The organism is Halomonas qaidamensis, assembly GCF_025917315.1.
GTDB lineage: Bacteria > Pseudomonadota > Gammaproteobacteria > Pseudomonadales > Halomonadaceae > Vreelandella > Vreelandella qaidamensis.
The window spans coordinates 1-14,900 of sequence record NZ_CP080627.1; the positions used below are offsets into that span (position 1 = coordinate 1).

General features: G+C 50.1%; 11 protein-coding genes. 6 read left to right on the forward strand and 5 right to left on the reverse strand.

Translation table 11 applies throughout. The features are described from left to right. The 4 genes from dnaA to gyrB all read left to right on the forward strand — a co-directional run bounded on the left by dnaA (position 1) and on the right by gyrB (position 6,296). Complete coding sequence (dnaA, locus tag K1Y77_RS00005; protein WP_030071658.1) at positions 1-1,467, forward strand: chromosomal replication initiator protein DnaA; 1,467 nt, start codon at positions 1-3, stop codon at positions 1,465-1,467. A 56-nt stretch (positions 1,468-1,523) separates the two neighbouring features. Next, entirely contained in the window at positions 1,524-2,627 is a 1,104-nt protein-coding gene (gene dnaN, locus K1Y77_RS00010; protein WP_264429699.1) for a DNA polymerase III subunit beta, read from the forward strand. Between the two features lie 105 nt (positions 2,628-2,732). Continuing rightward, positions 2,733-3,836, forward strand: coding sequence for a DNA replication/repair protein RecF (gene recF, locus K1Y77_RS00015; RefSeq protein ID WP_264429700.1), 1,104 nt, complete (start codon positions 2,733-2,735; stop codon positions 3,834-3,836). Between the two features lie 39 nt (positions 3,837-3,875). Continuing rightward, positions 3,876-6,296 carry a DNA topoisomerase (ATP-hydrolyzing) subunit B gene (gyrB, locus tag K1Y77_RS00020; protein ID WP_030071665.1) on the forward strand — a complete coding sequence of 807 codons (2,421 nt, stop codon included), beginning with the start codon at positions 3,876-3,878 and terminating at the stop codon, positions 6,294-6,296. A gap of 164 nt (positions 6,297-6,460) precedes the next feature. Here gyrB and gmhB read toward each other — a convergent pair whose 3' ends face one another. The 3 genes from gmhB to glyQ form a co-directional block, all read right to left on the reverse strand. Next, the gene (gmhB, locus tag K1Y77_RS00025; RefSeq protein WP_264429705.1) at positions 6,461-7,012 is read right to left on the reverse strand and encodes a D-glycero-beta-D-manno-heptose 1,7-bisphosphate 7-phosphatase; all 552 of its coding nucleotides are present in this window, start codon (positions 7,010-7,012) and stop codon (positions 6,461-6,463) included. Between the two features lie 212 nt (positions 7,013-7,224). After that, complete coding sequence (glyS, locus tag K1Y77_RS00030) at positions 7,225-9,291, reverse strand: glycine--tRNA ligase subunit beta (protein ID WP_264019058.1); 2,067 nt, start codon at positions 9,289-9,291, stop codon at positions 7,225-7,227. After that, positions 9,291-10,250, reverse strand: coding sequence for a glycine--tRNA ligase subunit alpha (glyQ, locus tag K1Y77_RS00035; RefSeq protein ID WP_030071671.1), 960 nt, complete (start codon positions 10,248-10,250; stop codon positions 9,291-9,293). Before glyQ ends, glyS begins: the two co-directional genes overlap by 1 nt. Before the next feature lie 110 nt (positions 10,251-10,360). On the opposite strand from glyQ, the gene rfaD reads away from it, so the two are divergent. After that, positions 10,361-11,317, forward strand: a complete 957-nt coding sequence (rfaD, locus tag K1Y77_RS00040; protein WP_030071673.1) for an ADP-glyceromanno-heptose 6-epimerase — start codon at positions 10,361-10,363, stop codon at positions 11,315-11,317. After that, entirely contained in the window at positions 11,310-12,356 is a 1,047-nt protein-coding gene (waaF, locus tag K1Y77_RS00045) for a lipopolysaccharide heptosyltransferase II (protein ID WP_030071675.1), read from the forward strand. Before rfaD ends, waaF begins: the two co-directional genes overlap by 8 nt. Here waaF and K1Y77_RS00050 read toward each other — a convergent pair. Then, on the reverse strand, positions 12,346-14,004 hold the full coding sequence (locus K1Y77_RS00050) for a sulfatase-like hydrolase/transferase (RefSeq protein WP_264429708.1): 1,659 nt from the start codon (positions 14,002-14,004) through the stop codon (positions 12,346-12,348). The genes waaF and K1Y77_RS00050 overlap by 11 nt on opposite strands. A gap of 134 nt (positions 14,005-14,138) precedes the next feature. After that, positions 14,139-14,891, reverse strand: a complete 753-nt coding sequence (locus K1Y77_RS00055; RefSeq protein ID WP_030071680.1) for a glycosyltransferase family 2 protein — start codon at positions 14,889-14,891, stop codon at positions 14,139-14,141. Positions 14,892-14,900 lie beyond the last annotated feature (9 nt).

A 14,900-nucleotide genomic window follows, 5' to 3' on the forward strand; every position in this document is an offset into this window, starting at 1 on the left:
GTGTCACTCGCGCTTTGGCAACAGTGCCTGGACTACCTGCAGGACGAACTGAATTCACAGCAGTTCAATACCTGGATACGTCCGCTGCAGGCAGAAGAAGGAGAGACCAATGAGCTTCGCTTGTTGGCGCCGAATCGCTTTGTGCGCGACTGGGTGAGTGATAAGTATTCAAAGCGTATCAGTGAACTGATGCGCGAACTTGCGCCATCCAAGCCTCCCAAAGTCAGTTTGACAGTAGGCAGCCGCCGTGTCGCAGCACCTGCTCCGCAGCCGAGAGATTTAGGTAATCCGGTCTCAGCATCTCCTTCAAGGCAAGCATCGCCTGCGGTTCATACACTGCCAAGGGGAGACCTTGCTGATGAGCGAGAAATCGATAAGTTACGGGAAGAGTCATCGGGTCGGCGCGGTAATGAACGCCAGGTACAGGTTGAGGGCAGCCTTAAACATGGTAGCGGCCTTAATCCTAATTTTACTTTTGACACATTTGTTGAAGGTAAATCGAACCAACTTGCTCGTGCGGCTTCTCGTCAAGTTTCCGAAAACCCTGGCGGCGCGTATAACCCGCTGTTTTTATACGGGGGCGTTGGTTTAGGTAAAACACACTTGATGCATGCCGTAGGTAATGCTTTAGCTGGCCGCCGTGAAAATGCTCGTGTGGTTTATCTACACTCCGAGCGTTTTGTCGCTGATATGGTGAAAGCATTACAGTTAAATGCGATCAACGACTTCAAGCGTTTTTATCGCAGTGTTGATGCGCTATTAATTGATGATATTCAGTTTTTTGCTGGCAAAGAGCGTTCCCAGGAAGAGTTTTTCCATACTTTTAACGCACTGTTAGAGGGCGGGCAGCAGATGATCCTAACCTCTGACCGCTATCCAAAAGAGATTAGCGGCGTTGAAGAACGATTAAAGTCTCGCTTTGGCTGGGGGCTGACCGTTGCGATTGAGCCACCGGAGCTTGAAACCCGTGTAGCGATTTTGATGAAAAAAGCAGATCAAGCAAAAGTCGATCTCCCGCACGACGCTGCTTTTTTTATTGCGCAGAAAATTCGCTCGAACGTTCGCGAGCTTGAGGGGGCGCTGAAAAAAGTCATTGCAGACTCACATTTTATGGGTAAAACCATTACTCAGGACTTTATTCGCGAATCGCTTAAAGACCTATTAGCGTTACAAGATAAGCAGGTAGGCGTTGATAATATTCAGAGAACGGTCGCTGAATATTACAAAATTAAAGTCGCTGATTTGCTGTCTAAGCGTCGCTCACGTTCCGTTGCGCGGCCGCGGCAAGTTGCTATGGCGTTAGCGAAAGAGTTGACGAATCATAGTCTGCCGGAAATAGGCGATGCCTTTGGTGGCCGTGATCATACGACTGTGTTGCATGCTTGTCGTAAGGTAAAAGCGCTGCAAGAAGAGAATGCGGATATTCGTGAAGATTATAAGAACCTTCTTCGCCTGCTAACTAGTTAACCGTTATCGTTTGGGCCTGCACTGGCGGGCCTTTCAGGATAGAAACCGGAGTACCGATGAAATTTACTATTTCCCGAGAGGCACTGCTTCGCCCGCTGACTCTGGTGGCGGGCGTAGTCGAACGGCGCCAAACGCTGCCAGTACTTTCTAATGTACTGATCCAAGTAGAAGGGGATCAGGTAGCATTAACCGGTACCGATTTAGAAGTAGAACTAATAGGCCGTACTGTGGCTAGCCAAGTAGATCAAGAGGGTACTGCCACGGTGCCTGCGCGTAAGCTGATGGATATCTGTAAATCGCTGCCTGATCAGGCGGAGATCCAGCTAGCGGTAGAAGAGGGACGAGCTGTGCTGCGCAGTGGTCGTTCGCGTTTTACCCTATCGACGCTACCTGTTGCCGAATTTCCGAATATTGAAGATGCGGATGGTAGTCAAGAGCTTAGTGTGCCTCGTGGCACATTGAAGCACTTGATTGAGTCAACGTCTTTTGCAATGGCTCAGCAAGATGTACGGTATTATCTAAACGGTATGTTGCTTGAAATTCAAAGCAATTTATTACGCACCGTAGCAACTGATGGGCACCGCTTAGCTATGTGCTCACGTCCAATTGATGTTGCTGTAGATCAAGCACAAAAGCTAATTGTGCCGCGTAAAGGCATTTTAGAGCTTTCCCGCCTATTGGATGACAGTGATGAACCTGTCAGCCTCACCTTGGGTTCAACCCATGTACGGGCTCATACAGGTGACTTTACGTTTACCTCTAAGCTGATTGACGGCAAGTTCCCTGACTATGAGCGTGTTGTGCCTCGTAATGGCGATAAAGTACTGATTGCTGAACGTGCTGAATTGCGTCAGGTGCTTTCACGTACAGCTATTCTTTCTAATGAAAAATATCGCGGTGTACGCCTGTATCTTGAGGAAAACAATCTTAAGGTAATGGCTAATAACCCTGAGCAGGAAGAAGCCGAAGAGAACGTGTCCGTTGAGTACAACGGTGGCGCCATGGAAGTTGGCTTTAATGTTGGTTACTTAGTGGATGTACTGTCGGTCCTAGATGAAGATCGTGTACAGATTACCCTTGCAGACCCCAACAGCAGTGCATTGCTAGAGGAGCCTGGTGGCGGCGATGCGCTCTATGTTGTTATGCCGATGCGCTTATAATTACTTTCAATAACTAATAAGGGCGGCGCTTCTGATAGCAGAAGCGCCGTTTTCGCGTTTAGTACGGATGACAAGTGATATGGTCTTATTGGATGGTAACTGCTAATGAGTGTGAAGCAGCTCAACTTTCAGGGCGTGCGTAATCTCGCGCCATTAGAAATGCGTCCTTCTTCACGTATTAATTTGATCTATGGCAATAATGGCAGCGGTAAAACCAGTCTGTTAGAAGGTATTCACATTTTAGGGATGGGACGCTCTTTCCGCACTCGCCAACTAAAGCATGCGATACAGAATGAAGTGCCCTATATGACGCTGTACGGACGTTTAACAGGCGATCCTGAGGTAACGCTAGGGGTAAGGAGAATGCGTGCTCAGCGCGAGCTGGAGCTGCGTCTTAGAGGAGAGAAAGGCGTTCGCTTAGCGGAGCTGGTTGAAGCGATGCCTCTTCAGGTAATAAATCCAGATGCCTTCCGCTTACTTGAAGGAGCTCCTGCGGGTCGAAGAGAGTTTCTCGATTGGGGGGTGTTTCACGTGAAACACTGCTTTCTTGACGCGTGGAAGCGAACGCGCAGAGCGGTGAAACATCGGAATGCGCTTCTTAGGCGTGGTAGAATAGAGCCAAGTGAAATAGCAGTATGGGAGCAAGAGTTAGCGATCTGGGGCGAGCGAATGGATATGCTCAGGCAGGCGTGGTTCAGTGAGTTCTTGCCAGTATTTGATAAAACCCTTAATGAGTTGATTTCTTTGCCAGGTTTAACGCTGCGTTATGCTCGAGGCTGGGATAAGCAGCGTGGACTTGCTGACGTGCTATATGATAGTCGCCAAGCGGATCAGCAGATGGGCTTTACACAGCAGGGCCCACAGCGTGCTGATTTACGAATTAGATTAAACAAACAGCCTGCAGTTGAGATCCTTTCCAGAGGCCAGCAAAAATTGGTGGTTAGTGCATTAAAGCTTGCCCAGGGGCGGCTTCTGGAAAGTACCACACAGCGGCACTGCATTTATTTAATCGATGATCTGCCAGCAGAGCTCGATAGCACGTACCGAGATAGATTTTGTAATTTACTTGAAAAGATGCAGTGTCAGGCATTTATTACTAGCGTCGAACCCTCCGCGCTTCGTGGTATATGGGAACCCTCAACAGAGGTTGGAATGTTTCACGTGAAACACGCCGATCAAGGGTTAAGCCAATTACTACCGGACGGGTAGACGACATGGAACGAGACAGACTTCACGACGGAGTGGTCAATGAGCGAGCAGGCTTACGATTCATCAAGCATTAAGGTGCTCAAAGGGCTAGACGCAGTGCGCAAGCGCCCAGGCATGTATATCGGCGATACCGACGATGGCACCGGGCTGCACCACATGGTTTTCGAGCTGGTGGATAACTCCATCGATGAAGCTCTGGCAGGTCACTGTAGTGAAATTCGTGTGGTTATCCACCCGGATGAATCAATAACGGTGAGTGATAATGGCCGTGGGGTTCCTACCGAGCTACATGAAGGCGAAGGCGTTTCGGCAGCAGAAGTTATTATGACAGTGCTGCACGCAGGCGGTAAGTTCGACGATAATTCATATAAAGTATCAGGCGGCTTACATGGTGTAGGCGTGTCGGTCGTTAACGCGCTTTCAGAAGAGCTGCGTTTGACCATCTGGCGTCAAGGTGAAGTGTTTGAGCAGGTCTATCACCATGGCGTGCCTCAGGCACCGTTAGGCGTAGTAGGTAAAACCGAAAAGAGTGGCACCCGTGTGCACTTTCGTCCTTCACCTAACACGTTTGCAAATATCGAGTTTCACTACGATATTCTCGCCAAACGCTTACGTGAACTCTCATTTTTAAACTCCGGCGTTGCTATTCGTTTAATGGACGAACGCAGTGGCAAAGAGGAGTTGTTCCACTATGAAGGCGGTTTGAAAGCATTTGTTGATCACTTGAATAAGAACAAAACCGTTCTAAATCCTGTGTTTCATTTTAATGCGGTGCGTGAAGATGGTGTCGAAGTGGAAGTCGCGATGCAGTGGAGCGATGCCTTCACGGAAAACATTTTCTGCTACACCAATAATATTCCCCAGCGGGATGGCGGTACTCACTTAGCTGGTTTCCGTGCAGCGCTAACACGTACGTTAAATCATTACATCGAAGCACAGGGGCTGTTAAAAAAATCTAAGGTCAACACGTCGGGCGACGATGCTCGTGAAGGCTTGACCGCAATTATTTCTGTTAAAGTTCCTGATCCGAAATTTTCGTCTCAAACCAAAGATAAATTAGTTTCCAGTGAAGTGAAGACTGCGGTTGAGCAGGAAATGGGTCGCCTATTTGCTGACTATTTGATTGAGAAGCCTAACGAAGCTAAATCGATCGTTAATAAAATGCTAGACGCTGCACGGGCACGAGAAGCTGCTCGTAAAGCGCGTGATATGACGCGTCGTAAAGGCGCGCTCGATATCGCTGGGTTACCGGGCAAACTTGCCGATTGCCAAGAGAAAGACCCAAGCCAATCTGAGCTTTATCTGGTAGAGGGCGACTCGGCTGGCGGTAGTGCTAAGCAGGGGCGTGATCGTCGCACCCAGGCAATTTTGCCGCTCAAAGGTAAAATACTCAACGTTGAGAAAGCGCGCTTCGATAAGATGCTGTCATCAGCAGAAGTTGGCACTCTGATTACAGCGTTAGGCTGCGGTATCGGTCGCGAAGAGTTTAATCCTGACAAGTTACGTTACCATTCTGTCATTATTATGACGGATGCCGATGTTGATGGTTCGCACATTCGCACATTGTTGTTAACGTTCTTTTTCCGTCAGATGCCTGAACTGATTGAGCGCGGACATATCTTTATTGCTCAACCTCCGCTTTATAAAATTAAGCGGGGCAAGCAAGAGCTCTACCTGAAAGATGAACAAGCAATGACTGACTATCTGACCACCACGGCGTTGGATGGAGCAGGGTTATATGTCAACGCGGATGCGCCAGGTATTACCGGTTCACAGCTAGAGGCACTGGTTACTCAATACCGAAATGTGATGAAACGAATTGATCGACTGGCTCGTGTTTATCCCATCGAGGTGCTCAGACAGGTTGTGCATGCAACAGCACTCCAGGGTGAAGTAAGTCTCAAAGACCGCATTACCATGGAAAACTGGATTGCTGAGTTGCAGAAAGCAATGGATGACATGGTGGCGTATGAAGGCGGTCCGCGTTACCAGTTCTATCTGCAGGAAGATAGCGAGCGTGGTTTGCACTTGCCAGCAGTGTCATTGATTGCCCACGGTGTTACTACTGAATATGTGTGGGGATTGGATTTCTTTGAAAGCACTGACTACCGGTCCATTACAGGCCTTGGCGAGACCTTAAACGGGTTGCTTGAAGAGGGTGCCTACATTGCCCGTGGGGAGCGTCAAAAACCGGTTTCACACTTCTCTGAAGTGCTAGCTTGGTTGATGCAAGAGGGCCAGCGTGGACTGTCCTTCCAGCGCTACAAAGGGCTAGGGGAAATGAACCCTGATCAGCTGTGGGAAACCACTATGGATCCTGACAGCCGTCGTATGCTGCGAGTGACCATCGAAGATGCGGTTGCTGCTGATATGATGTTCAACACGTTGATGGGTGATGAAGTGGAACCTCGTCGTGAATTTATTGAGACGAATGCGCTAGTCGCTAATCTTGATGTCTAATGTGTTTGCCCATAAACGTTTCACGTGAAACATGAACGTTGCTGGATAGGCATTTATAACGTCAGTAGATGAAAAACGAAACGCCGCTCCTATTAAAAAGGAGCGGCGTTTTTTCGTTGCTATCGAGAAAATAAGATAGGATAAATTGGAAGAAAAATAAATTGCTACTGTTTGCATAGCCAATCTGCAAACGCAGCTAGGTCTGAATAAACCAGCGTGTTCTCAAGTCCTTTATGATTTGCTAGCGTTTTCTCTCCTTTGCCTGTTCTGACCAACACTGGCTGGCACCCGACTGCTTCACCGGCTTGTAGATCTCGTAGGCTGTCGCCGACCATCCAACTGCCAATGATACTCTCCATTCCTAATCGCTGCTGAATTTGCAACAGCAATCCTGGTAATGGTTTTCGACAAGCGCACTGTTCATCGGGGCCGTGAGGGCAGTAAGCAATATGTGCAATATGCCCACCTTTCGCTTCAACTAGCGTTGTTAGACGCTCATGCATTAAGTGAAGCGTTGCCTCATCATAATAGCCTCGTGCAATACCCGACTGATTGGTAGCTATTGCCACGGTATACCCTGCCTGGGCCAGTTGGGCAATTGCATCGATTGCAGAAGGGTAGGGAATCCACTCCTCTAGTGATTTAATATAAGCATCGGAGTCGTGATTGATGACACCGTCACGATCGAGTATCACCAGTTGGTTAGCTAAGATCATAGAACTCCTTAATAGCACACCACGGTCATCTATAAGAGTAATAAGCGCTTAGCAATTGGGCGAGTGTTTCACGTGAAACAAGCAGCCAGCAGAACGCTGAGTTTAGTCTGGAGAAAAGCGACAATATAGTGGTAACAAGCCAAAAAAGCCCGGCTTGCGAGAAGCCGGGCTGCTGTGTCTACACCAGGATTAGCCGATTGTGATGCGCGTATTTACTGTGGCAGCTGTGAAATATCCGCCACTTCCAGAAAAAGCGCCTGCAGGCTGGCAAGTAGCGCTAAGCGATTATGGCGAACAGCGTTGTCGTCGGCCATGACCATAACCTGATCGAAGAAAGCATCGACAGGCTTGCGAAGCATCGCCAGCGCATCTAGCGCCTGCTGGTAGTCACCTGCTGCAAATAACGGAGCCACTTGTTGCTGGCTGGCTGTTACTGCATTGAATAGCGTCTTCTCAGCATCTTCTTGAAGCAGGCTCTGATCAACCTGGGTACTACCGTTATGTTCTTGCTTGCTCAGGATATTTGAAACACGCTTGTTGGCAGCGGCTAACGCAGCGGCTTCCTCACGTTGAGCAAAGGCTTTAACGGCACGTAAGCGGCGAGCAAAATCCAGTGGTTTAGTGACCGGGCGAGCGCGAACCGCTAAGTACATTTCTGCACTAATGCCTTCTTCCTGTCCCCAGGCGCGGAAGCGATCCAACATATACGTCAGCACGTCTTCCACTAAACCATCCGCCTTGGGTAGCCCCTGGTGCTGTTCTGCGGCCACGTCAAGTAGCTCGCGGAGATCCAGGTTTAGCTCACCTTTGATCAGGATGTTCAACACACCAATGGAGGCACGGCGAAGAGCGAAGGGGTCTTTCGCACCGGTTGGACGCTGGCCAATGCCGAAAATACCGATAAGCGTATCGAGCCGGTCAGCCAACGCTAGCGCTTGGCCGGTGAGACTCTGCGGAATGTCGTCGCTGGCAAAGCGGGGCAGGTACTGCTCCTCCAATGCCTGGGCAACGTCGGCAGGCTCGCCATCTTGCTCGGCATAATAGCGGCCCATAATGCCCTGGAGCTCTGGGAATTCGAGCACCATTTCGGTGACCAAGTCGCACTTGGCCAATGCCACCGCGCGTTGGGCATGCTCCACATCGCCCTTGATGCGCTCAGCGATAAAGGTAGCAATCGCCGTGCTGCGGCGGGCTTTATCTGCCAGCGTGCCTAACTGTTGCTGGAATACGACGCTTTCTAGCTGAGGAATACGCGAGGCAAGCGTTTGCTTGCGATCCGTGTCATAGAAGAAGGCAGCATCCGCTAAGCGTGGCCGAATAACCTTTTCGTTACCGGAAATGACCTGATCAGGATCCTGGCTTTCGATGTTTGAAATAGTGATAAACAGCGGTTTTAGATTGCCCTGATCATCCAGCAGGTGGAAATATTTTTGGTTGGCCTTCATAGAAGAGATCAAGCATTCGGCAGGCACTTCCAGAAAACGCTCATCGAAACTACCCGTCAACGCGACCGGCCATTCAACTAACCCGCTAACTTCAACTAGCAGGTCCTCATCAATCACGGCGTTGGCTTCTTGTACCTCGGCTTCGGCTAATACTTGCTCTCGGATACGCTCGCGACGGCGTTGGCGATCAGCCAGCACATAGGCATTTTCAAGTGCAGCTAGGTAGTCATCAGCGTGCTCAAGCTGTATAGCATCTGGTGCGTGGAAACGGTGGCCGTAGGTGGTGCGGCTGGCTTGAAGGCCAAGCGCCTCGGCGGCAATAACGTCGCTGCCATAAAGCGCAACCAGCCAGTGAACCGGGCGGGAGAACTCAACGCGAGAGGAGCCCCAGCGCATGTTTTTAGGTACCGGTAGCGACTGCAGCGTTTTGCGAACCATCTCTGGCAGTAGCGCCTGTACAGTCTCGCCTTGCTGCTGTTCGCGGAAACCAAGCCAAGTACCTTTATCGGTTTCCAGGTGAATCAGCTCATCAACGCTGACGCCGCAAGAGCGCGCGAAGCCTTCGGCTGCTTTGGTGGGCACGCCATCCTTGTATGCAGCGGCTAGGGCAGGGCCACGGCGCTCAACCTCACGATCAGGCTGTTTGTCTTCAAGGCCAATAACTTGTACCGCTAAACGGCGTGGGGTCGCGTAAGCAATGACGCTTTGGAACGGAATCTCGGCTTCTTGCAGGCCTTTTTCAATGCCGGCTGCAAAGGCGTCAGAAAGCGCATCCAGCGCTGTGGGGGGAAGCTCTTCTGCACCTAGTTCTAATAAAAGCGTATCAACAGCCATTATGCGTCTCCCTGATCGGCTAGTAGTTCGCGGCGCAGGGCCTCGGGGGCCATGGGGAAGCCTGCTGCTTTACGAGACTCAAAATAAGCGGTAGCAACGTCGCGTGCCATGGTGCGAACGCGCAGAATAAAACGCTGGCGTTCGGTCACTGAAATCGCATGGCGAGCATCCAACAGGTTAAACGTGTGAGACGCTTTGAGCACCTGCTCGTAGGCTGGCAGTGGCAGGCTGGCGGCTAGGAGTTTGCTGCACTCTTTTTCCTGATGGTCAAAGGAGGCGAACAGCTGATCAACATCCGCGTGCTCAAAGTTATAGGCTGACTGCTCACGTTCATTCTGAAGGTAGACGTCGCCGTAGCTGACCTTGCTGCCGTCAGGCGCGATGGCCCACACCAGGTCATAAACGCTATCGACGTTTTGCAGGTACATGGCGATACGCTCAAGCCCATAGGTGAGCTCACCTGTAACGGGGTAGCACTCAATGCCGCCTGCTTGCTGGAAGTAGGTGAACTGGGTGACTTCCATGCCGTTGAGCCACACCTCCCAACCAAGACCCCAGGCGCCCAGGGTGGGGGATTCCCAGTTATCTTCCACGAAGCGCACATCATGGATAAGCGGGTCGAGCCCTAGGCGTTTTAGTGAGCCTAGGTATAAATCTTGTAGATTGCTGGGCGACGGCTTCATTACCACCTGGAATTGGTAGTAGTGCTGCAAACGATTGGGGTTTTCCCCATAGCGGCCATCTGTCGGGCGGCGGGAAGGCTGCACATAGGCAGCATTCCAGTTTTCTGGGCCAATTGCCCGTAGGAAGGTGGCAGGGTGGAAGGTGCCCGCGCCGACTTCCATATCGAGAGGTTGGAGAATGACACAGCCTTGTTCTGCCCAGTACTGTTGCAGAGCAAGGATCAAGCCTTGAAAGGTCGACACATCAGGTGTCGATTGGTTTGTCGAGACACTCATCGCGGAAAGCACCGTTGGCCATGAATTCATAAGCCGTCAAGTATACAATCACAGAGAGATGGGTTATAGGCACGTTAGCCAACAGAGCCGCTTTTGGTAAGGAGAACGCGATGATCGTGGTAACAGGCGGGGCCGGTTTTATCGGTGCCAATATTGTCAAAGCGCTGAACGCTCGCGGACGCGATGATGTAATGGTGGTCGACGATCTGCGTGATGGTACCAAGTTTATTAATTTGGCTGACTGCACGCTGGCCGATTACTTAGACAAAGATGACTTTTTAACGCGAGTAAAGGCTGCATTGCGAGGTGAATCGGTGGATCTACCAACCATCGATGCGATTTTCCACGAAGGTGCGTGCTCCGACACGACAGAGTGGGACGGGCACTACATGATGGAGAATAACTACGAGTACTCTAAGGTGTTGTTGAACTACTGTGAAAAGTTTGGCATCCCGTTTTTGTATGCATCGTCAGCGGCAACTTACGGTGGCAGTGAGGTGTTCAAAGAAGCGCCTGAGCATGAAAAACCGCTCAACGTATACGGCTACTCTAAACTGCTGTTTGATCAGCACGTACGTTCTCGCTGGGATGAGTTGACGACACAAGTAGTGGGTTTTCGTTATTTCAATGTTTATGGTCCCCGTGAACAGCATAAGGGCAAGATGGCGAGTGTGGCTTACCATAACCATTTGCAAATTTGTAATGGTGAAACCTTAAAGCTATTTGGCGCTTACGGCGGTTACGAAGCTGGTATGCAAAGTCGCGACTTTGTTTATGTTGGTGATGTGGTTGACGTCAATCTTTGGTTTTTAGACAACCCCCATGCCTCGGGTATTTTCAATTTGGGCACCGGACGTGCAGAGCCATTCAAAGCGATTGGCGAGGCGGTGATTGAGTTTTATGGCCAAGGGCAAATTGACTACATCCCTTTCCCTGAAGAGCTTAAAGGACGCTATCAAAGCTACACTCGGGCAGATATTAGCAATCTGCGTGCCTCAGGGTGTGATGTCGAATTCAAGACCGTCGCCCAAGGTGTGAAAGCCTATTTGGAGTGGCTAAATGGCTAATTCTGCCAAGCGCATATTGGTGGTCGGCCCATCCTGGGTCGGCGATATGGTGATGGCGCAAAGCCTGTTCATCACCCTTAAAGCACGCTATCCAGGATCAACCCTAGGCGTAGTGGCGCCTGCTTGGTCAAAGCCTATCCTTGAGCGCATGCCTGAAGTCGACGAAGTGCTTTCATTGGCTGTAGGGCATGGCGAGTTTGGTCTTGCCAACCGCCGTGAGCTGGCGGTGCGTTTACGGGGGCGCTTTGATCGTGCCATTGTTCTTCCGCGCTCCTGGAAAGCAGCGCTAGTTCCTTTTATGGCACGTATTCCTGAGCGTATCGGCTTTTTGGGTGAACACCGTTACGGTTTGTTGAAGGAGAGGCGTAAGCTAGATAAACAAGTGTTGAACCAAACGGTGAAGCGGTTTGTTTCTTTGGGGCTACCTCTGGAAGAGGCAATGCGTGGTGAATTTGCGATCCCCACACCGCGGTTAACGATTGATCGAGATAACCTAGTCAACTTACGTCTTACCCATGCGCTGTCGTCACGACCTGCGATTGGCATGATGCCTGGTGCTGAGTACGGACCTGCTAAGCAGTGGCCATTAGGTTATTTTCATGAGTTAGCAGCGCGGCTGATCAAAGACGGATTTGAAGTGCGTGTGTTTGGTGGGCCTAAAGACCATACTGCAGGTGAGAACATTGTAAAAGAACTGCCCCATGCGCATAACTTGTGCGGTAAAACCCAATTGGCGGATGCCGTTGATCTGTTAGCAGACTGTCGTCAAGTAGTTACCAACGACTCAGGCTTAATGCACGTGGCCGCCGCGGTGGGGGTGCGTATTCACGCCCTTTACGGTTCTTCATCACCTGCTTACACACCGCCCCTAACCGATAATGCCGTCATTCACTATTTAGCACTTTCCTGCTCACCTTGCTTTAAGCGTACCTGCCCGCTGGGGCATACCAACTGTTTGAATGAGCTAGAAGTAGAGCAAGTATACCGAGCGATGCGTGTCGATAGTCAGCGCGCTAACGGCGTTAATGTTAACGCATAATCTCGACTTCATCGGCCTGATCAGCAGGCGCTTCTATAACCTGTTGGTCGGCACTCTCATTATCTTGCGTTTTACGTCGTTGAGGAGTCAGTCCTTCCCAAAGACGGTGCTGTAACGCGGTCTCTTCTCTGAGCCGCTCGTTAAGCACCTCAAGCCCATGTGTTTCTACCAATGTTGGTTGATTGCTAAGTAATGACGCGCCAAGCCCTGCACGGTTGTTAGTAAGTGGTAGTCCCATGGCATCCAAAATAGTGGGGAATACGTCTAACATTGTCGCTCCCCGCCGCACTGTCAGTGGTGTGATGTCATCCCCTAGCATGATTAGCGTATTGTCTCGCTCAAGTGTTGTCAGTTGATCCCAAACTGACACGCGCATCGTGAGGTGATCGCTAAGGACGACAACTAAGGTGTTTTCGAGTAGACCTTCTTGTTCAAGGCGCTCAATAAGATCGCGCGCTTGGCTAGCCGAACATTTCACCGAATATAAGATATCCTGACCATCGAACTCACCCTGGCGGTCTAGGCACGTTTGGGAGGGGAAGCCGCCAGGAGCATGACCAGCAATGCTTAGATTAACCACTGCCCAGGGGCCGTCATCCTCTTCACTCAAACGACGAATCTCATCCACAGTAAAATCGTAAAGTGTATCGTCGTAGAGTCCCCAGCTATTAACGTACTCTGGGTCATCGAGTTCCGCCGATAGCTCCTCCTTTCCTTTTACCGTATTAAACTGATGGCCTCGGTAGAAAAGACCTTTACCAGCAAACTGGGTGCTGGCCCCACCCAAATAGCTAAGACGATAGCCTTGAGCGGCTAACACATCGCCTAGGCAATCAACCCCGGGAACAACTTTAGATAGTGGATCGAACTGACTATCGTGTAACAGCCCTGCAGGCATCAGTGGCACACCACACTGGCTAGCAATCATACCCGCCATGGTCCAGCCGGTGTTTTCCATTTGCTGGATACCCTCAAAGACCAGCCCGCGTTCGCCTAGTGCGGTTAAATCAGCGTAAGCATCACCAAATAGCTCATTGCTATACGTGCGTTCAATACTTTCCAAGTACATTACCAAGAGGTTAGGCGCATTGACTTGGTCTTCCGTGGGCGGTGGCACGTAACGTCGATCTAACCAAGCACCATCATCCGTTACAATAGCTGCGCTGCGCTGCCCTAAACCGTATAGCATCGGATTTGCGGCTAGCAAGAGAAGTGCAACAAAACGTTCAGCTAGTCGCCAACGCTGATCATGCCGAGTAATCCAGGTAACCGATGCCAGCACGGCGAGCACACTCGCCGTGTAAATAGCCGCAGTGATCATTTTTCCAGCACCGCCATGCTCGGCCATGCCGGCTTGAAGGTGGAAAAACACGGCGCCTAAATCGACATTGCCAAAACTATCAGCTAAATAGATATAGACGCCTAGCAAGCTGAGTGGTATCAGCGACCAAGGCCACATCCGGCGATAGCGAGCGTTTAGCGGCGCGCCCCAGCGCAGCTTAAGACCAATGCTGATCCATAGAGCGGCTGTGAAAAATAGCGTCCACCAAGGCAGCCGAGTTAGGACGGTGATGGCATAGCCAAGACAGATACCGATAACGAGCAGTGGCAGCCATGGAGTAAGTTTGAGTGACCTTGGTGCTGGCATGCGTCTCCAGAAACGAGTGTTGATAGAGTAAAGAAATACGGGGCCTCTTGATCACAAGATCAGGTGGAGACTGCCCAGTAGTAGAGATATCTTTAGTGATATCAACACGTCGTGATAGAAAAATTTACAATGTATTATAGGCGGCTATTAACATTATTTTTGGCATATTTCCAAAAAACACCATTTGCATTAGCAACAGATATGGTAAGTCCACGCCAGCCATCTAGTATGCCGAGGCGAAAAAAATAAGTGCGTATAAATGCAAACAGAGCCTTGAGAAATATGAGTGAAAAAGGATGATGTTTGAGTTTTTTTGATGATGCACGAAGGTCTGAATAGCGATTTATCTTATCAAGGAACTGGGCGAGGTCGTTAATGGCAAGATGTTCAATTTTTCCATTAAGCCGAGAAACTTCTGTATTTTTTTCTAAGTTTACTGACTCATGAACAGCAGCATCATTAAAGTTGCATGTGTTACGATTAAACAGCCGAACTAACCAGTCATTTCCCCAGCCGGAGTGGCGAACGGGTTTACCCAGCATCCAGTTTTCACGCAATATTTTACCAGCCTGTTGAGGTGTGGCAGTGGCTACCCAGTCATTAATCGCAGCGTTGAGCTCTTTTGTCGGCGCTTCGTCAGCATCTATTGATAAGATCCAATCATATTTTGCTAACGATACGGCAGTACGTTTGGTAAGGCCAAAGCCTAAAAATGCACCATGGTGTAATGTTGTATTGGAGTAGGCTTGTACAATACTGCATGTTTCGTCTGTGGAGCCGTTGTCATATACCACGACATCGTCATAGCACGTCAAGGCGTCTAATGTTCGGCTAAGTGTCGCAGCCGCATTGCGAGTAATGATAACGACACTCACATCCATAGGCATTTATTTAAA

What these genes read in the sequence shown, in the direction of transcription:
- dnaN (WP_264429699.1), top strand. Translation starts at nt 1,524, where the DNA reads ATGAAATTTACTATTTCCCGAGAGGCACTGCTTCGCCCGCTGACTCTG.
- recF (WP_264429700.1), top strand. Translation starts at nt 2,733, where the DNA reads ATGAGTGTGAAGCAGCTCAACTTTCAGGGCGTGCGTAATCTCGCGCCA.
- gyrB (WP_030071665.1), top strand. Translation starts at nt 3,876, where the DNA reads ATGAGCGAGCAGGCTTACGATTCATCAAGCATTAAGGTGCTCAAAGGG.
- gmhB (WP_264429705.1), bottom strand. Translation starts at nt 7,012, where the DNA reads ATGATCTTAGCTAACCAACTGGTGATACTCGATCGTGACGGTGTCATC.
- glyS (WP_264019058.1), bottom strand. Translation starts at nt 9,291, where the DNA reads ATGGCTGTTGATACGCTTTTATTAGAACTAGGTGCAGAAGAGCTTCCC.
- glyQ (WP_030071671.1), bottom strand. Translation starts at nt 10,250, where the DNA reads ATGAGTGTCTCGACAAACCAATCGACACCTGATGTGTCGACCTTTCAA.
- rfaD (WP_030071673.1), top strand. Translation starts at nt 10,361, where the DNA reads ATGATCGTGGTAACAGGCGGGGCCGGTTTTATCGGTGCCAATATTGTC.
- waaF (WP_030071675.1), top strand. Translation starts at nt 11,310, where the DNA reads ATGGCTAATTCTGCCAAGCGCATATTGGTGGTCGGCCCATCCTGGGTC.
- K1Y77_RS00050 (WP_264429708.1), bottom strand. Translation starts at nt 14,004, where the DNA reads ATGCCAGCACCAAGGTCACTCAAACTTACTCCATGGCTGCCACTGCTC.
- K1Y77_RS00055 (WP_030071680.1), bottom strand. Translation starts at nt 14,891, where the DNA reads ATGCCTATGGATGTGAGTGTCGTTATCATTACTCGCAATGCGGCTGCG.